Annotated in this window: 17 protein-coding genes; 14 read left to right on the forward strand and 3 right to left on the reverse strand. The window is 64.6% G+C overall.

Features of this window, described 5'->3' with window-relative positions; genetic code table 11:
• The first annotated feature begins 143 nt into the window (after positions 1-143).
• From A9K71_RS00210 to A9K71_RS00270, 14 genes are all read left to right on the forward strand, one after another.
• Positions 144-431: a hypothetical protein gene (locus tag A9K71_RS00210; RefSeq protein ID WP_066988933.1), complete on the forward strand. Its 288-nt coding sequence runs from the start codon at positions 144-146 to the stop codon at positions 429-431.
• 11 nt (positions 432-442) lie between these two features.
• Complete coding sequence (locus A9K71_RS00215; RefSeq protein ID WP_066988935.1) at positions 443-820, forward strand: hypothetical protein; 378 nt, start codon at positions 443-445, stop codon at positions 818-820.
• Positions 821-835: 15 nt separating this feature from the next.
• A complete protein-coding gene (locus tag A9K71_RS29690) occupies positions 836-997 on the forward strand; it encodes a hypothetical protein (RefSeq protein ID WP_082953998.1) in 162 nt (53 codons plus the stop codon).
• Positions 998-1,011: 14 nt separating this feature from the next.
• The gene (locus tag A9K71_RS00220; RefSeq protein WP_066988937.1) at positions 1,012-2,415 is read left to right on the forward strand and encodes an amino acid permease; all 1,404 of its coding nucleotides are present in this window, start codon (positions 1,012-1,014) and stop codon (positions 2,413-2,415) included.
• A gap of 45 nt (positions 2,416-2,460) precedes the next feature.
• Positions 2,461-3,150 carry a hypothetical protein gene (locus tag A9K71_RS00225; protein ID WP_066988939.1) on the forward strand — a complete coding sequence of 230 codons (690 nt, stop codon included), beginning with the start codon at positions 2,461-2,463 and terminating at the stop codon, positions 3,148-3,150.
• On the forward strand, positions 3,147-3,476 hold the full coding sequence (locus A9K71_RS00230; RefSeq protein WP_066988941.1) for a hypothetical protein: 330 nt from the start codon (positions 3,147-3,149) through the stop codon (positions 3,474-3,476). Before A9K71_RS00225 ends, A9K71_RS00230 begins: the two co-directional genes overlap by 4 nt.
• Before the next feature lie 84 nt (positions 3,477-3,560).
• Entirely contained in the window at positions 3,561-4,457 is an 897-nt protein-coding gene (locus A9K71_RS00235; RefSeq protein ID WP_066988943.1) for a glutamine amidotransferase family protein, read from the forward strand.
• A gap of 4 nt (positions 4,458-4,461) precedes the next feature.
• The gene (locus tag A9K71_RS00240) at positions 4,462-5,193 is read left to right on the forward strand and encodes a GXGXG domain-containing protein (protein ID WP_066988945.1); all 732 of its coding nucleotides are present in this window, start codon (positions 4,462-4,464) and stop codon (positions 5,191-5,193) included.
• Positions 5,194-5,199: 6 nt separating this feature from the next.
• On the forward strand, positions 5,200-6,528 hold the full coding sequence (locus A9K71_RS00245) for an FMN-binding glutamate synthase family protein (protein ID WP_066988947.1): 1,329 nt from the start codon (positions 5,200-5,202) through the stop codon (positions 6,526-6,528).
• 37 nt (positions 6,529-6,565) lie between these two features.
• A complete protein-coding gene (gene glnT / locus A9K71_RS00250) occupies positions 6,566-7,873 on the forward strand; it encodes a type III glutamate--ammonia ligase (RefSeq protein WP_066988949.1) in 1,308 nt (435 codons plus the stop codon).
• A 71-nt stretch (positions 7,874-7,944) separates the two neighbouring features.
• On the forward strand, positions 7,945-9,198 hold the full coding sequence (locus A9K71_RS00255; protein WP_066988951.1) for a sarcosine oxidase subunit beta family protein: 1,254 nt from the start codon (positions 7,945-7,947) through the stop codon (positions 9,196-9,198).
• A 10-nt stretch (positions 9,199-9,208) separates the two neighbouring features.
• Positions 9,209-9,484, forward strand: a complete 276-nt coding sequence (locus A9K71_RS00260; RefSeq protein WP_066988953.1) for a sarcosine oxidase subunit delta — start codon at positions 9,209-9,211, stop codon at positions 9,482-9,484.
• Positions 9,484-12,465, forward strand: coding sequence for a sarcosine oxidase subunit alpha (locus tag A9K71_RS00265; RefSeq protein ID WP_066988955.1), 2,982 nt, complete (start codon positions 9,484-9,486; stop codon positions 12,463-12,465). The genes A9K71_RS00260 and A9K71_RS00265 overlap by 1 nt, the downstream gene beginning before the upstream one ends.
• On the forward strand, positions 12,458-13,084 hold the full coding sequence (locus A9K71_RS00270; RefSeq protein WP_066989392.1) for a sarcosine oxidase subunit gamma family protein: 627 nt from the start codon (positions 12,458-12,460) through the stop codon (positions 13,082-13,084). Before A9K71_RS00265 ends, A9K71_RS00270 begins: the two co-directional genes overlap by 8 nt.
• Before the next feature lie 102 nt (positions 13,085-13,186).
• Here the strand turns inward: A9K71_RS00270 and A9K71_RS00275 are convergent, their stop codons facing one another.
• The 3 genes from A9K71_RS00275 to A9K71_RS00285 form a co-directional block, all read right to left on the reverse strand.
• Positions 13,187-16,336, reverse strand: coding sequence for an efflux RND transporter permease subunit (locus A9K71_RS00275; protein ID WP_066988958.1), 3,150 nt, complete (start codon positions 16,334-16,336; stop codon positions 13,187-13,189).
• A 243-nt stretch (positions 16,337-16,579) separates the two neighbouring features.
• Positions 16,580-17,746, reverse strand: coding sequence for an efflux RND transporter periplasmic adaptor subunit (locus A9K71_RS00280; protein WP_066988960.1), 1,167 nt, complete (start codon positions 17,744-17,746; stop codon positions 16,580-16,582).
• Positions 17,747-17,800: 54 nt separating this feature from the next.
• Positions 17,801-18,406 carry a TetR family transcriptional regulator gene (locus A9K71_RS00285; protein WP_066988962.1) on the reverse strand — a complete coding sequence of 202 codons (606 nt, stop codon included), beginning with the start codon at positions 18,404-18,406 and terminating at the stop codon, positions 17,801-17,803.
• Positions 18,407-18,683: the final 277 nt, after the last annotated feature.

Raw genomic sequence — 18,683 nt, forward strand, 5'->3', positions numbered from 1 at the left:
GACCCCCAAACCGTTTACCGAACGTAAAACCGGCTTGACAACTTCGCGGTTCGGGCAGAACTTATGAAAAAAATTTCACTCTGTTGAAAGAGTGGACGCCCGGTCGATTACGGGGCCGGACGTCGAGAAAAGGGGAAAAACCGATGTCCGACCTCAAGCAGCGCATCGAAGCGCTGTACCGTTCCGATGTGCGCGGATCGGTGCTCCTGATCGTCTGCCTTTGGGCGACGATCCTCTTCGTCCTCCTGATGACCTGGGCCTACATCCCCGACAGCGGGATCAAGCTCGTGGTGGTGATCGCCGCGGCGGCGGTGCTGATCTTCAACACCGCCGCCATTCTGGCGATGCTCAACCACTACAAGGAAGACAAGGATTTCATCTACGGCCTCGACATCAAGAACGCCGACGCGTTCCGTAACCGCCAGTCCTGAAGGGAGAAAGCATGTCCCGCTACATTCCGCCGGAGCAGAGCAAGGCCGGTCAGGTCTTCGACATCGCCGTCGTCGTGGTCGCCATCTTCGTGGCGCTGTGGCTGCCGCTGAAACTCGGCCTCGCGGGTGCTGCGAAATCGATCGACGCGCTCGACGCCAAGACCTGGGAAGCGCTCGGCCAGAACGCGACCATGGCCTCGATCTGGGAAAAGCTCGGCTACACGCCGGAGACCGCCCACGACATCATCCAGAACCGCTTCCACTACATCATCGACTGGCCGACGCTGATCATCATGGCGGTGGTGCTGATCGCCTATTTCGTCTTCCTGTTCCGCGCCTCCGATCGCGAATATCGCGAGGTGATCAACGAGAAGTTCGACGGCAAGTAACCTGGGAACACGATCATGTGGATGACAGTCTCTTACGCATGTTGGGGCATCTCGATCCTGCTCGCGCTGTGGATGCTCTACGACTGGTTCAAGGTCGACACGACCTATTCCGAGGAGACGCTGACCTCCTCGCGCGAAGGCGAGCTTGAAGCCGTCTCCGAAAAGCACCGGATCTGAGTGGAGCCTCACCAATGACAGTCGCGGTTGAAACGAGAGAAACGGTGGTCCACGGCGACCGGGTCTCGCTGCTACGCGTGCTCGGCCCCGCCCATGTCTGGGCGCTCGGCGTCGGCATCGTGCTGGTCGGCGAGTTCACCGGCTGGAATTTTGCCGCCGACAAGGGCGGCGCGCTCGCCGCGCTGATCGTCTGCTGGGTCGTCGGACTGCTCTACACCTCGGTCGCGATGATCGATTCGGAAGTGACGTCGACGGTCGCCGCCGCCGGCGGCCAGTACGCGCAGGCCAAGCACATCGTCGGGCCACTGATGGCTTTCAACGTCGCGCTGTTCCTGGTCTTTGCCTACACGATGCTCGAAGTCTCGGATGCGATCCTGCTCGGCGACACCATCGTTGCCAAAGCAGGTGTCGAGGGATTGACCCACAATTCCTTCATCGCCGCCACCATCGTCGTGCTGGCATGGCTCAACTATCGCGGCGTGCTGATGACGCTCAACGTCAACTTCGTCATCACGGCGATCGCCTATATCTCGATCGTCATCCTGTTCTTTTCGGTCAGTCCATGGACGCAAGGGGCGGTGCTGAAGCTCAACGAACTGGTCACTCCCGGCAACGCGCTGCCCTATGGCTGGATCGGCGTGATCGCCGCCTTCCAGTTCGGCATCTGGTATTATCTCGGCATCGAGGGCACCACGCAAGCGGCCGAGGAAGTGCGCTCGCCGGCGCGCTCCCTGCCCTATGGCACGATGGCCGGCATGATCACGCTTCTGATCGCCGCCGCCATGACCTGGTATGTCTGCGCCTCGCTGATGCCGTGGGAATATCTCGGCATCACCTATTATCCGCTCTGGGACGCCGGCAAGCTGACCGGCAGCCCGCTGCTCGAGAACCTGCTCTTCATCGCGACGCTGCTTGCAGCCCTTGCCTCGGCCAATGGCTGCATCAATGACGCCGCCCGCGCCTGGTTCTCGCTCGGCCGCGACCGCTACCTGCCGAGCTGGTTCTCGGCGGTGCATCCGAAGTATCGCACGCCCTATCGGTCGATCCTGTTCCTGCTGCCGATCGCGCTGGCCTTCGCCTTCATCGCCGATCTCAACCAGGCGATCACCTTCTCGATCCTGTCGGGCGTGCTGCAATACACCTTCATGAGCATCAACATCATGATGTTCCGCAAGAAGTGGCCGCTCGGCTCGATCCGCCGCGGCTACACGCATCCCTTCCATCCGCTGCCGGCGATCGTGCTGTTCTGCCTGTGCGTGGTGACCTTCTTCGCCATCTTCCTCGGCTTCGGCTCGCAGCTGATCGCGATGATCGCCTTCTACTTCCTGATCTCGCTGTGGTTCCACTTCTACCGCTACAAGTTCGTGCGCCGCGGCGACCAGTTCACCATGCCGTGGCCGAAGCCGCAGGGCTATTGAACGGAAAAAGACCCGCCGCCTGGCGGCGGGTCTTGGCGGGTCGAGATGTCTGAGTTGACGTCAGTCTTGTTTGCCGGGGCGATCGTATTTGCGGTCGTCCTCCACCTTGCCTGGCTTGCGCGCTCCAGCCGCAACAGGGCCAGGGCGGCGCTCGCCGACGACGAGGCCGCCGTTCGCGCCGTCATTCGCGACGCGATTGACGTCTCCGACGGCACGGCCGGCGTCGCTACCTGGGCGGGTTCGCATAACGGCGAGCGCGCGCAGGTGCGCACCATCGTCGACACGCTCGCAACCAGGAAGCTTCCCACGCGCTGGCTCAGCGTGTCGATCACCGAGCCTGTCGCGGTGCCGGGCGTTTTCGACATGATGATGCGGCCGGGATCGCCGACGACCTTCTCCAATTTCGACCATCTCGAACACACGCTGCCGAAGACGGCGGCGTTCCCCGACGAGGCGGTGCTGCGGACAGACCGCAAAGGCGTCGTCTTCCCGCAGGAGGTGATCGCCGCGCATGCCGGGATATTCGGCGAAAGCCGCGCCAAGGAATTGCTGATCACGCCGAAGGGCGTGCGCATCGTGTGGCTGCTGGCCCAGGCCGATCGGGTGCGCTACGGTGTGTTCCGGCAAGCCGCTTTCGGCGACGCGAGGCTCGATCCGGCATTGATCGAAAAACTGCTCGAAGCCGCATCCTCGGTTCGCGACGCGATCAACCAGTGCGAAAGGCAGGCCGCATGAGCAACGCCACCGAACCCGCCACCCGGCCTTCGAACCCTTATTTTGTGCTGGCCTCCTCGATCGCCCTGCCCGGCAGCGGACATGTCATGCTCGGCTTGCCGGCGCGGGGCCTGCAGTTCCTGTTCTTCATGGTGATCCTCGGCTGGGTCACAACCAAGGTGGCGCCGGCGGATGCCAGCTTCATCGGTCGCCATGCCGGCGGGTTCCTGATCTATGCGCTGTCGATCCTCGATGCCTACAGGATAGCGCGGGTCCGCCACGCGATATGGACCCACGGCCATCCGGACGGCGATAACGCTACAAGCGGCGCGAAAGCGGATATATAATCAGAGGAAAATTTCTTTCATACCATTGAATTCGCGGATTTCATTCGGTACACCATCTGGAAGCCACAAACGTCGGAGGCTGACATGTGCGGAATCGTCGGACTTTTCCTCAAGGACAGGACGCTGGAGCCGAAGCTCGGCGCGATGCTGTCGGAGATGCTGATCTCGCTCAGCGACCGGGGTCCGGACAGCGCCGGCATCGCCATCTATGGCGCGGCGACCGGCAACGAGGCCAAGATCACCGTGCAGTCGCCGAAACCCGAGCGCGATTTCCGCGGCCTCGACGTCGAGCTCGCCAAGGCGGTCAGCGCGCCGGTGAGCGTCGCGGTGAAGTCGACGCATGCGGTTATCCGCACCACGCCCGACAAGGTCGACGCCGCGCGTGAGGCGCTGCAGTCGCTTCGGCCCGATATCCGCATCATGGGCGCCGGCGAAGCGGTCGAGATCTACAAGGAAGTCGGCCTGCCGGAGGCCGTCGTCGATCGCTTCGACGTGCGCTCGATGACCGGCACACATGGTATCGGCCACACCCGCATGGCGACGGAATCGGCGGTCACTACGATGGGCGCGCATCCCTTCTCGACCGGCGCCGACCAGTGCCTGGTGCACAACGGTTCGCTCTCCAACCACAACAATGTCCGCCGCGAGCTGGTGCGCGAAGGCATGACCTTCGAGACGGAGAATGATACGGAAGTGGCGGCCGCCTATCTCTCCAACAGGATGGCGCATGGCAAGAATCTCGGCGAGGCGCTCGAAGGCACGCTCTCCGACCTTGACGGCTTTTTCACCTTCGTCGTCGGGACCAAGAACGGCTTCGGCGTTGTGCGCGATCCGATCGCCTGCAAGCCGGCCGTGATGGCCGAGACCGACCAGTATGTCGCGTTTGGCTCGGAATATCGCGCGCTCACCAAATTGCCCGGCATAGACAATGCGAGGGTCTGGGAGCCGGAGCCCGCAACGGTCTATTTCTGGGAGCATTGAGTTCATGCCTGCAACACCCATGCCGAAGGCGCAGCGCGAGCAAGGTCATGCGAGGGTGTTCGACCTCGCAGAACAGTCGCTGCGCGAGCTGAACCAGGCGCTTCATCAGATGACCCCCGGCTCGAACGAGACCGCCTGGGAAGTGCTCAACCCGAAAGGCAGCCATTCGGTCGCCGTCGGGGTCGACCAGCCGATCAGCATCGATGTGCGGGGCAGCGTCGGCTATTACTGCGCCGGCATGAATGACGGCGCCACGATCACCGTGCATGGCTCGGCCGGCCCCGGTGTCGGCGAAAACATGATGTCCGGCTCGATCGTGGTCAAAGGCGATGCCAGCCAGTATGCCGGCGCCACCGGCCGCGGCGGCCTCTTGGTCATCGAGGGCAATGCTTCCTCGCGCTGCGGCATCTCGATGAAGGGCATCGATATCGTCGTGCACGGCAATATCGGCCACATGTCGGCCTTCATGGCGCAGTCCGGCAATCTGGTGGTGCTGGGCGATGCCGGCGACGCGCTGGGCGATTCCATCTATGAGGCGCGGCTCTTCGTGCGCGGCAAGGTCGAAAGCCTGGGTGCCGACTGCATCGCCAAGGAGATGCGGCCCGAGCACATCGAACTGCTGCAGGGCCTGCTCGACAAGGCCGGCGTCACCGACGTCAAGGCTTCGGAGTTCAAGCGCTACGGCTCGGCCCGGAAGCTCTACAATTTCAATATCGACAACGCCGACGCGTATTGAGGCAAGATGACCTACCGCAACCCGCCGACGACGCCACGCAAGTCCGCGACCTTCGACGACTACACGCTTTCCGAAATCCGCCGCGCGGCCGCGACCGGCATCTACGATATCCGCGGCGCCGGCGCCAAGCGCAAGCTGCCGCATTTCGACGATCTCCTGTTCCTCGGCGCCTCGATCTCGCGCTATCCGCTCGAAGGCTATCGCGAGCGCTGCGACACTTCGGTGGTGCTGGGCTCGCGCCATGCCAAAAAGCCGATCGAGCTGAAGATCCCGATCACCATTGCCGGCATGAGCTTCGGCTCGCTCTCCGGTCCGGCCAAGGAAGCGCTCGGCCGAGGCGCGACGCTTTCCGGCACCTCGACCACTACCGGCGACGGCGGCATGACCGAGGAAGAGCGCGGCCATTCGAAGACGCTGGTCTACCAATACCTGCCGTCGCGCTACGGCATGAACCCGCGTGACCTGCGCCGTGCCGACGCGATCGAAGTTGTCGTCGGACAGGGCGCCAAGCCCGGCGGCGGCGGCATGCTACTGGGACAGAAGATCTCCGACCGCGTCGCCGAGATGCGCACGCTGCCCAAGGGCATCGACCAGCGCTCGGCCTCGCGCCATCCCGACTGGACCGGCCCGGACGATCTCGAGATCAAGATCCTGGAGCTGCGCGAGATCACCGACTGGGAGAAGCCGATCTACGTCAAGGTCGGGGGCGCCCGTCCTTATTACGACACCGCGCTTGCGGTGAAGGCCGGCGCCGACGTCGTCGTGGTCGACGGCATGCAGGGCGGCACCGCCGCGACCCAGGAAGTATTCATCGAGAACGTCGGTCAGCCGACGCTCGCCTGCATCAGGCCGGCGGTGCAGGCGCTGCAGGACCTCGGCATGCACCGCAAGGTGCAGCTGATCGTCTCCGGCGGCATCCGCAACGGCGCCGATGTCGCCAAGGCGCTGGCGCTCGGCGTCGACGCGGTGTCGATCGGCACCGCCGCACTCGTGGCGCTTGGCGACAACGACCCGCGCTGGGAGACGGATTACAACGCGCTCGGCACCACGGCCGGCGCCTATGACGACTGGCACGAAGGCAAGGACCCGGCCGGCATCACCACGCAGGATCCCGAGTTGATGAAGCGCGTCGATCCGATCGCCGCCGGTCGGCGGCTCGCCAACTACTTGAAGGTGATGACGCTCGAGGCTCAAACCATTGCCCGCGCCTGCGGCAAGAACAGCCTGCACAATCTCGAGCCCGAGGACCTGGTCGCGCTCAGCATCGAAGCAGCCGCCATGGCCGGCGTGCCGCTTGCCGGCACCAACTGGATACCGGGGAAGAACGGCTTCTAGGACACACCATCCAGGATCACATAAGCGAGGAACTATAATGGGGAACGATCTCGCCGCATTCGCCAAGGAGAACGGCGTCAAATACTTCATGATCTCCTACACCGACCTGTTCGGCGGGCAGCGTGCCAAGCTGGTGCCGGCGCAGGCGATCGCCGACATGCAGAAGGACGGCGCCGGATTTGCCGGCTTCGCCACGTGGCTCGATCTCACGCCGGCGCATCCCGACATGCTGGCGGTGCCGGATCCGGATTCGGTGATCCAGCTGCCGTGGAAGCCGGAGGTCGCCTGGGTGGCGGCCACCTGCGTGATGGACGACAAGCTCGTCGACCAGGCGCCGCGCAACACGCTGAAGCGCCTGATCGAAGAGGCCGCCCGCGACGGCATGCATGTCAAGACCGGCATCGAGGCCGAGTTCTTCCTGATCTCGCCGGACGGCAGCGCTATCTCCGACCAGTACGACACAGCGTCGAAACCCTGCTACGACCAGCAAGCGGTGATGCGCCGCTACGACGTGATCGCCGAGATCTGCGACCATATGCTGGCGCTGGGCTGGGGTCCGTACCAGAACGACCATGAGGACGCCAACGGCCAGTTCGAGATGAACTGGACCTTCGATCACGCGCTGGCGACCGCCGACAAGCATTCCTTCTTCAAGTTCATGGTCAAGTCAGTTGCGGAAAAGCATGGGCTGCGCGCGACTTTCATGCCCAAGCCCTTTCAGGGCCTGACCGGCAATGGCTGCCATGCGCACATCTCGGTGTGGGACGAGACCGGCAAGACCAATGTCTTCGCCGACAATTCGGAGGAGCTCGGCCTGTCCGCCAAGGGCAGGAACTTCCTCGGCGGCATCATGAAGCATGCTTCGGCACTTGCCGCGATCACCAACCCGACGGTCAATTCCTACAAGCGCATCAATGCGCCGCGCACCATTTCGGGCGCGACCTGGGCGCCGAACACCGTGACCTGGACCGGTAACAACCGTACCCACATGGTGCGCGTGCCGGGACCGGGCCGCTTCGAGCTGCGTCTGCCGGACGGCGCCGCCAATCCCTATTTGCTGCAGGCAGTGATCATCGCTGCCGGCCTCGACGGCATCCGCTCGAAGGCCGATCCCGGCAAGCGCTACGACATCGACATGTACCAGTTCGGTCATACCGTGACGGATGCGCCGAAACTGCCGCTCAACCTGCTCGATGCGCTGCGTGAGTTCGACAAGGACAAATCGCTGAAGGCGGCGCTGGGTGAGGAATTTTCGTCGGCATATCTAAAGCTGAAGCAGCAGGAATGGAATTCCTATGCTTCGCACTTCACGCAGTGGGAGCGCGACCACACGCTGGACATCTAAAGCCCGTCGGCCGTGCAATCCGATGCGATAGAGAAGAGTCGGTGTGGGGCGAGCGGCCTCGGAATGATTTCATGAAATACTCGATCTTCTCGCTCGCCCGTGCCGCCCTCTCCGGCCACAAGACCTGGAAGCCGACCTGGCGGGACGCGGCGCCGAAGGATCGCTACGACGTGGTGATCATCGGCGGCGGCGGGCACGGGCTGGCGACGGCCTGGTTCCTCGCCAGCGAGTTCGGCATCCGCAACGTTGCGGTGCTGGAGAAGGGCTGGATCGGCTCCGGCAATGCCGGCCGCAACACCACCATCATCCGCTCCAATTACGGCCTGCCCGGCAACACCGGCTTTTACGAATTGTCGATGAAGCTGTGGGAGCGGATGGAGCAGGATTTGAACTACAACGCGATGGTCAGCCAGCGCGGCGTCATCAACCTCTACCATTCCGACGCGCAGCGCGACGCCTTTGCCCGACGCGGCAACACCATGCGCATCAACGGGATTGATGCCGAGCTGCTCGACCAGGCGGCGCTCAGGAAGATGATGCCGTTCCTGAACTTCGACAATGCGCGCTTCCCGGTGCAGGGCGGGCTGTTGCAGCGACGCGGCGGCACGGCACGTCACGATGCCGTGGTCTGGGGCTACGCGCACGCGGCGAGCGAGCTCGGCGTCGACATCATCCAGAACTGCGAAGTCACCGGCTTCATGCGCGACACCAACGGCAAGGTCTCCGGGGTCGAGACCTCGCGCGGCCGGATCGGCGCCGGCAAGGTCGGCATGGCGGTCGCGGGCAGTTCCTCACGCGTCGCGGCGATGGCCGGACTGCGCCTGCCGATCGAGAGCCATGTACTGCAGGCCTTCGTCTCCGAAGCGATCAAGCCGCTCCTGCCCAACGTCATGACCTTCGGCGCCGGGCATTTCTATGTCAGCCAGTCGGACAAGGGCGGGCTGGTGTTCGGCGGCGACATCGACGGCTACAACTCCTATGCCCAGCGCGGCAATCTGCCTGTCGTGGAGGATGTCTGCGAAGGCGGCATGGCGCTGATCCCGATGATCGGCCGCGTGCGGCTCCTGCGCCAGTGGGGCGGCATCATGGACATGTCGATGGACGGCTCGCCGATCATCGACAAGAGCCCGGTCGACGGCCTCTATCTCAATGCCGGCTGGTGCTATGGCGGCTTCAAGGCGACGCCTGGCTCCGGCTTCGTCTTTGCTCATCTCATCGCCCGCGATCAATCGCACAAGGAAGCCGCCCGCTTCCGCCTCGACCGGTTCCAGCACGGCGCCATGATCGACGAGAAGGGCCAGGGCGCCCAACCGAACCTCCATTGAAGATCTGACCATGCGCATAGTCTGTCCCTTCTGCGGCGAACGCGAACTCGGCGAGTTCACCTATCTCGGCGACGCCAAGCCGCAGCGCCCGCCTGCCGATGCCCGCGCGGACGCCGTCTACGACTACGTCTACCTGCGCGACAACATCGCCGGTGTGATGAGCGAGCATTGGTATCACGGCGGCGGCTGCCGGGCTTGGCTGAAGGTCAAGCGCAACACGCTGACGCATGAGATTTCGGCTGTCGAGCCGGCGGCGGGCGCCGGCTCCGCCAAGGTTGGTGCTTGATGCGCGGCAACCAGGCAAACCGTCTGGCCGCCGGCGGCCTTATCGACCGCTCGACGCCGCTGAGCTTCCGCTTCGACGGCAAGACACTCTCCGGCTTCCAGGGCGATACGCTTGCCTCGGCGCTCGTCGCCAACGGCGTCAAGCTGGTCGGCCGCTCGTTCAAATATCACCGCCCGCGCGGCATCCTGACGGCGGGTTCGGAAGAGCCCAACGCGCTGGTCGAGCTGCGCAGTGGCGCAAGGCGCGAGCCGAACACCAAGGCAACGACCGCCGAGCTCTATGAAGGGCTCGAGGCCGCCAGCCAGAACCGCTGGCCGTCGCTCAATTTCGACGTCATGGCGGTCAACCAGCTCTTCGCGCCGATTTTCGTCGCCGGCTTCTACTACAAGACCTTCATGTGGCCGGCGAAGTTCTGGGAAACGATCTACGAACCGGCGATTCGCCGCGCCGCCGGCCTCGGCCGCGCGGCGGGCATTCCCGATCCCGATCGCTATGACAAAGCGTGGGCGCATTGCGACGTGGCGATCGCCGGCTCCGGTCCGGCCGGCCTCGCCGCCGCCCTTGCCGCCGCGCGCTGCGGCGCGCGCGTCATCCTGTGCGAGGAGGATTTTGTGCTCGGCGGGCGCTTGCTTGCCGATGGCGGTACGATCGACGGGCTGCCGGCGGCCGAGTGGATTGCCCGTACCCTGGACGAACTCGCGGCGATGCCGGACGTCCGCATCATGACGCGCACGACGCTGTTCGGCGTGTATGACGGCGGTACCTATGGCGCGATCGAGCGCGTCAACGACCATCTATCGGCACCGCCGGAGCATCAGGTGCGGCAGCGGCTTTGGCGTATCGTCGCCAAGCGCTGCGTCGTCGCGGCGGGCGCGATCGAACGTCCCATCGTCTTCGCCGGCAACGATACGCCTGGCGTGATGATGGCCTCCGCCATGCGCAGCTACATCAACCGCTACGCCGCTGCACCGGCGCGACGCATTGCGCTGTTCACCAACAATGAGGATGGCTGGCGCACGGCGGAGGCTGCGATCGCAGCCGGACTGCAGGTCGCTGCGGTGATCGATGGGCGGCCAGACGTTTCGCCGGCCCGTCGCTCGCTGGCCGGCAAGGGCGGCTTCCCGGTGCTTAACGGCTCAGTCAGCGGCGTCGACGGCGGCAAGAGCGGTGTGCGCAAGATTTCCGTGTCGCTGACCGGCGGCGCGCGCGCCGAAGTCGAGGCCGACGGGCTTGCCGTCTCCGGCGGCTGGAACCCTGTGGTCGGCCTCACCTCCCATCATCGCGGCCGGCCGAAATGGCGCGACGATATCGCCGCCTTCGTGCCGGACGGCGCGCCGCCCGGCATGGTGGCGGCAGGCGCGGCGAACGGCGCCTTCGGCCTTGGCGCCTGCCTGCGGGAAGGTTTCGAGGCAGGTGTTGCAGCGGCGCGCGATGCGGGACGGAGCGGCAGTCCCGGATCGGCGGCGATCGCCGACGACGAGGCCTTTTCGCTGACGCCGCTCTGGCATGTCGCGGGCAAGGGCAAGGCCTTCGTAGACCAGCAGCATGACGTGACGGCTTCCGATGTCGAGCTGGCGCAGCGCGAGGGTTTCGAGTCGGTCGAGCATCTGAAGCGCTACACGACGCTCGGCATGGCGACCGACCAGGGCAAGACCTCGAATGTCGCCGGCCTCGCCATCATGGCGGCGGTATCGGGTAAATCCATTCCCGAGACGGGCACGACGATCTACCGGCCGCCTTATGTGCCGGTCGCCATCGGCGCCTTCGCCGGTCACCATCGCGACGAGAATTTCCATGCGACGCGGCTGACGCCGTCGCATCACTGGGCCGCCGAACAGGGCGCGGTGTTCGTCGACACCGGCCTGTGGAAACGCGCGCAATGGTATCCGTTGCCCGGCGAAAAGGACTGGCTGGAATCGGTCACCCGCGAGGTCAAGGCGGTGCGAAGCAGCGTCGGCTTCTGCGATGTCTCGACGCTGGGCAAGATCGACGTGCACGGCCCGGATGCCGGCGCCTTCCTGGACCGCGTCTATATCAACGCGTTCTCCAGCCTCGCAGTCGGCAAGGCGCGTTATGGACTGATGCTGCGCGAGGACGGTGTCGTCTATGACGACGGCACCACCTCGCGCCTGGCCGAAGACCATTATTTCCTCACAACCACGACCGCCAAGGCTGGGCTGGTGATGCAGCATCTCGAATTCTGCCGCCAGGTCCTGTTCCCCGAACTCGACGTGCAGCTGACCTCGGTCTCCGACCAGTGGGCGCAATTCTCCATCGCCGGTCCGAAGACCCGCGATCTGCTGAAGGAGATCGTCGATCCGGCCGAAGACCTGTCGAACGAAGGCTTTCCGTTCATGGGCGCGCGCGAAGTCAAGCTGCGCGGCGGCCTCAAGGCGAGGCTGTTCCGGATCTCCTTCTCCGGCGAGATGGCGTTCGAGATTTCGGTGCCGGCGCGCTACGGCGAGGCTCTGGCGCGCAACCTGATGATCGCGGGAAAGCCGTTCGGCGTGACGCCTTACGGCACCGAGGCGCTCGGCGTGATGCGCATCGAAAAGGGCCATGTCGCCGGACCGGAGCTCAACGGCACCACAACCGCTGCCGATCTCGGTCTCGGCAAGATGATGTCGACCAAGAAGGATTTCATCGGCCGCGTCATGGCCGGCCGCGAAGCATTCGTCGCGCCGAACCGGCAGGTGGTCGTCGGCATCAAGCCGATCGACAAGGCGCGCCGCCTGCGCTCCGGCGCACACATCATTCCCAAGGGCCAGACCCCCGGCCCAGACAACGACCAGGGCTATATCACCTCGGTCTGCTTCTCGCCGGTGCTCGACCAGTGGATCGGGCTCGGCCTCTTCGAGCGCGGCCGCGAGCGCATCGGCGAGATCGTGCGCGCGCATGATCCGCTGCGTGGCGAGGAGTACGATGTCGAGCTCTGCAATTCCGTTTTCTACGATCCGGATGGAGGGCGCCAGCGTGGCTGATTTTTCCTGGAACATCCGCAGCCCGCTCGAGCGCGCCCTGGTCGCCGGCCGTTATGGCGCGCCGGGCGAAGCCGGCGTGTCGCTGACCGAGATCCGCAATTTCGACCTCGTTCAGGTGATGGCGCGGCGCGGCAAGGCGGCCGAGACGGTCAATGCCGCGAAGGCTCGCTTCGGCGTCGGCGCGCCGGAAACACCCGAGGCGGTCGACACGGCCGACGCGACGCTGATCTGGTCGGGACCGGACCAGTTCCTGGTGCTGTCGAGAGGCGGCGGGCAAAGGATGGAGACCCTTGCCCGCGTGTTTGCCGGTTTGGCCTCGCTTTCCGATCAATCACATGCGCGCGCGTTGATCAGCGTTTCCGGCGACAAGGCGCGCACGATGCTGGCCAAGGTGTCGTCGATCGACCTGCACCCCGAAATGTTCCCGGTCGGCACAGCAGCCGCCACCTCGATCGACCATACCAGCGTGACGCTCTGGCGCGGGAAGAACCGACAAGACGGCCAGGCCGTGTTCAACCTCTTGGTATTCGCAACCTTCGCCGAAAGCCTGTGGCACACGATGCTCGACTCGGCCGCGGAGTATGGCGTGACGATCGCGCATTCCGAGGAATTGGCGTAGGCGCCTCGCCGAGCGCGCCGCGGCGGCGAGAGGCGTTCTTTCGATGCGCATCATCCGCCACGGGCTTTCGCCGATGGCGGATGATTCGAGGTTGCCACCTTCTTATTCCGCAGCCAGCGCCAGCTGCGGTCTTTCGATGCCTTCGACCTGTTCCGGCTCCTGCGCCTGCTCGCCTGTCTTGGCCGTCTTGGGCTCGCGGCCGAAGAACAGGGCATAGCCCGCCGGCAGCACCAGGATGGTGAGCACGGTGGCGACGAGGATGCCGCCCATCATGGCGTAGGCCAGAGGCCCCCAGAAGACGGCGCGCGAGATCGGGATCAGCGCAAGCACCGCGGTCAGCGCCGTCAGCATGATCGGGCGGAAGCGGCGCACCGCAGCGCCGACGATCGCTTCCGATCGATCCATGCCGGCGGTGATGTCCTGGTCGATCTGGTCGACCAGAATGATCGAGTTTCGCATGATGATGCCAAGCAGCGCGATGACGCCGAGGATGGCGACAAAGCCGAACGGCGCGCCGCTGATCAGAAGGGCTGCCGCGGCGCCGATGATGCCCAGCGGGCCGGTGGCCAGCACCAGCATCGACTTGCCGAAATGCTGCAGCTGGACCATCAGCAAGATGACGATGACGGCCAGCATGATCGGTGCCTTGGCGGCGATCGAGGCCTGGCTTTCGGCCGAGTCCTCCGCGCCGCCCTGGACCTCGATCTTGTAGCCGGGCGCAAGGCCGGCGCGGAGGTCCTTCATGTCGTTGTACATCTTGGTGACGACGTCGTTCGACTGCACGCCATCCGGCAACGTGGCGCGCACGCTGATGGTCGGCAGACGGTCGCGCCGCCACTCTATGCCCTGCTCCATCACCGGCACCACCTTCGCCACCTGGGACAGCGGCACGGAGCCACCGAAGTCGGTCGGGATATAGACGGAGTCGACCGAGGAGAGCAGATGACGGGTCGCCTCCGGCTCGCGGGCGACGATCGAGACCGTCTCTTCGCCGTCGCGGAAATCGTCGAGCGGCGCACCGGACATCGTTGCCTGCAGCATCTGGCGAATGCGCTGCGATGTGACGCCTAGTGCCCGGGCTCGGTCCTGGTCGATCACCAGCTTCATCGCCGGCACCGGCTCCAGCCAGTCGTCATGGACGGCGCCGAGCAGCGGGTTTGCTTCGAACCTTGCCTTCACCTCGTCGGCGATGCGGCGCACCTCCTGGCGATCCGGCCCCATGATGCGCATTTGCACCGGCCAGCCGGTCGGCGGTCCGAGGAACAAACGATCGACCTTGGCGCGGATCGACGGGAAGTCCTTGGCGAGAATGCCTCGCATCTTGACGATCAGCCGCTCGCGCGCCGGCTCATCCTTGGCCATCACCAGAAGCTGGGCGAAGTTCGGATTGCGAAGCTGCTGGTCGAGCGGCAGGAAGAAGCGCGGGGCGCCCTCGCCGATATAGGTGGCGATGAAGCGCTTGTCCTGGTCGTCCATCATCTTCGCTTCGAGCGCCTTGGCTTGGTTCTCGACCTCCTTGATCGAGGTACCTTCCGGCAGCCAGAGATCGACCAGGATTTCCGGACGTGACGACTGCGGGAAGAAGTTCTGCGGGATGAACTGGAAGGCCCAGAGGCTGGTGCCGAAAGTGACCAGCGTCATCGCCAGCACGATGATGCGGTGGCGCACGGCCCAGGTGACCGTCGCACGCAGCCGCCGGTAGAAGCCGGTATCGAAGACGTCGTGGTGGGTGCCGGCGTGCTTGCGCTGCTTCAGGATCATGTAGCCCAGCCAGGGCGTGAAATAGACCGCGACGAACCACGACACGACCAGTGCGATGCCGACGACATAGAACAGCGTGCGCACATATTCGCCCGCGGTGGAGGCCGCGAAGCCGACCGGGATGAAGCCCGCGGTGGTGATCAGCGTGCCGGTCAGCATCGGGAAGGCGGTCGAGGAATAGGCGAAGCTCGCCGCCTCGATCTTGACCAGCCCCTCCTCCAGCTTGCGCTCCATCATCTCGACGACGATCATGGCGTCGTCGACCAGCAGACCGAGCGCGATGATCAGCGCGCCGAGCGAGATGCGCTGCAGGTCGATGCCGATCTCGTACATGATGGCGAAGGTGGCGGCTAAAACCAGCGGGATGGCGATGGCGATCACCAGGCCGGAGCGCCAGCCGATCGACAGGAACGAGACGACGAGAACGATCAGCAACGCTTCGCCGAGCGCCTCCATGAATTCGTTGACGGCATCCTTGACCACCTCCGGCTGGTCGGAGATCTGATCGACAGCAACGCCATAAGGCAGCCCCTCCTCGAAGCGCTTGTAGGTCGCCTCGACATCCTTACCGACGTCCCTGACATTGAAGCCCTTGGCCATGACGACGCCGACCTGGACGCTTTCGTGGCCGTTGAAGCGGTACTTGCGCTCATAAGGGTCCTCGAGGCCGGAAGAGACCGTGGCGATGTCGCCAAGACGTGTCACCTGATTGCCGGCGCGCAGCCTCAGCTCGCGGATATCGGCGGCCTTGGTGACGTCGCCCTCGACCGAGATGCGAACCGAGCGCAGGCCGGTATCGACCGAGCCCGCCGGATCGACGGCGTTCTGCCCTTTCACGGCATTCTGCAGGTCAAGCACCGTCAGGCCGCGCTCGGCGAGCGCCTTGGAGGACACATCGATATAGATCTTCTCGGGCTGGTCGCCAATGATGACGGCCTTTTCGACGCCCGGCGTCGCCAGCAGCATGTCGCGCGCCTGAACGGCGAATTTCTTCAGCTCGGGATAGGTGAAGCCGTCGCCGCTGATCGAATGCAGCGTGATGAAGGTGTCGCCGAACTCGTCGTTGAAATAGGGGCCGAGCAGGCCCTGCGGCAGTTCGTTGGCGATATCGCCGACCTTCTTGCGCACCTGGTAGAAGGCATCCTTCACCTCCTCGGCGTTGGTGTCGCCCTTTACCTGGAGCGTGATGATGGCGCTGCCGGCGCGGGTGTAGGAGCGGACAAAGTCGAGATGCGGCGTCTCCTGCAGCTTGCGCTCGATCTTGTTGACGACCTGGTCTTCCATGTCCTGGATCGAGGCGCCCGGCCAGACTGCCTGCACGACCATGACGCGGAAGGTGAAGTCCGGGTCTTCCTTCTGGCCCATGCGCATCAGGCCGAGCGCGCCGGCCAGGATGATGAGGCCGAACAGGAAGCGCGCGATGCTCGGATGCCCGATCGCCCAGCGCGAGAGGTTGAAGGGACGCTTTTCAGTGCTGCTGTCCGTGGTCATGGCGCAGGTCCAGTCCAATTGGCGGCAAGGCAGCATGCCTTGCGGCTCATGAGTTCTCGGTGGGCTTCCGGGCGGCGAGCACCTCAAGCGGAGAGAGACTCGCAATCGCGCTCGACGCGGCCGTGGTGCGGGGGATACCAATGCCGCGTCTCGTCGATCGGGCGATTTCGCCGCCCGGAACCCATGCCCTGCCCGGCTCGCGGCTCACGGCAGCGAGGTCGGGAAAGGCGTTCTTTCGCCTGGTTAGCGCAGGCTGCTGGTGGCGGCGACGTCATCCTCCGCCGAGGCGGACTGCTGGGCGGCATCGCCGGAAGGCTTCACTTTCAGATTGTCGGTCATGAACTGTGTGCCGGCGGCCACCACCACGTCGCCCTGCTTTAAACCTTCGGCAACGGCAACGCCGTCGGCGGTGAAGTTCGCCACCTTGATCGGGCGCGGATGCACCGTGTCGGACGCGCGGTCGACCGTCCAGACGATGTGCTTGCCGTCCTTCTCAGCCATCGCGGTCAGCGGGATAGACACCAGCTGCGCCTTGCTGCCGACGGTCGCCGCGACATTGGCGGTCATGCCGAGCAGCACCCGCGCATCGTTGGGCAGCGACACCCGGACCGCGAAGGTGCGCGACTGCGGATCGGCGCTGCCGGCCACCTCGCGGACCTTGCCGTCAAGGGTCAGCGCCTCGTCCGACCAGAAGCTCGCCTTGACCTCCTTGCCCGGCCGGAAGCCGGCGATGTCCATTTCCGGCACCGCGATCAGCACTTCCTTCTCGCCGTCGACGGCAACCGTCATGACCGGCGTGCCGGCGCCGACCACCTGACCGATATCGGCCGAGATGGCGGTGACGATGCCGGCCTTGCCGGCCTTGAGATCGGTGTAATGGACCTGGTTCTGCGCCTGGGCCAGGGTCGAACGGGCGGCATCGCGCGTCGCCACGGCCTGATCATAGCTCAGAACGGCCTGATCGAGCTGCGACTTAGGCGCGAAGTTCTTGGCATAGAGCTGCTCGGCGCGCTTCCTGGCGAGATCGACGGTCTCGACCTGCCGCTCGGCGGCGTCGAGGCTCGCCTCGGCGCTCTTCACCGACAGCTCGTAGTCGGAGGGGTCGACGCGGGCAAGCACGTCGCCCTCGTTCACATGCTGGCCGATGTCGACGAGACGCTCGGTGACCTTGCCGGCGATGCGGAAGCCGAGATTCATCTCGGTGCGGGCGCGCACCGAACCGGAATAGTCGAGCTGGCGCGTGGTCTCGGCCTCGCCGATCTCGACGACCTTCACCGGCCGGATGACTTCCTGGGCTTCCGCTTTCTTCTCTTGGCTGCAGCCGGCAAGCCCGAGCGCCGCGACAACGACGCCGACGACTGGGAGGCCTGCGGCCGGCAGCCTGCGGAGGATGGAACTGGACAAAGACACCTTAGCACTCCCGAACTGGAGATAAACGTCGACCGGCACCCGGCGGGGCAGCGGCTATTTCAAGGCTCTGATTGCGTAGTCGATGAGGTCGTCCGGCATTGCCCGGTTGGTCTTGGCAAGGCACTGAGCGACCATCTGCGGATGGCACAGGATGACGGTGGAGGCGCCGAAACAGCGAGAGGCGATCACCGGGTCCTGCTTCCTGAACTCGCCGGCCTCTATGCCGTCGCGGATGACGTCGGCGAGCAGGTCGTGGATGCGGTCGACATGCTTGTCGATGACGCCCCAGTCGCGCTCGAGCGCGACGATCACCATCTCATGCACCTTCTGGTCGTCGAGCATGACTTCCAGCGTCATCTTGTACTGGGCGTGAACGTAACGGCGCAGCCGCTCCTCCGCGCTGATCGGCAGGCGCGAAATCTCGTAGGCCATCGCGTAGCTGGCGCCGAGCATGCGGCCGCAGACGGCCTGGTGGATTTCGACCTTGGAGGCGAAGAAGCGGTAGATGTTGGCCGGCGACATGCCGAGCTCGCGGGCAATGTCGGCAACGTTGGTCTTGCCGTAGCCGTAATGCCGGAACAGGCGCTCGGCACAGTCGAGAATGCGCGTCACATTCTCCTGTCTGGCGGGGTCGGCCACAATGTTGGCGGCTTCTGACATGATGCTTTCGATTTACGAGTGACGAATTTCAATTTTCGTCACTCGTAAATCGAAAGCAGCGAGGAGTCAACGCGGAATCGATATACGCGTACAAAATGGTGACAGATGGTGACAGTTGCGAGGGGTGGGCGTGGGTCACGCTGACGACTAGCCATTGACGCCTGTGACGTCGTCATCCACGGGCGGAGCAAGGAGCGAAGCGCCGCGCGCAGACCCGAGGATCCATTCCGTGACCTATGTCAAAGAATACAACGGTATCAATATGTTACGCCAATAT

Origin of the sequence: Mesorhizobium sp. WSM3873 (assembly GCF_001672445.1) — a bacterium.
GTDB lineage: Bacteria > Pseudomonadota > Alphaproteobacteria > Rhizobiales > Rhizobiaceae > Mesorhizobium.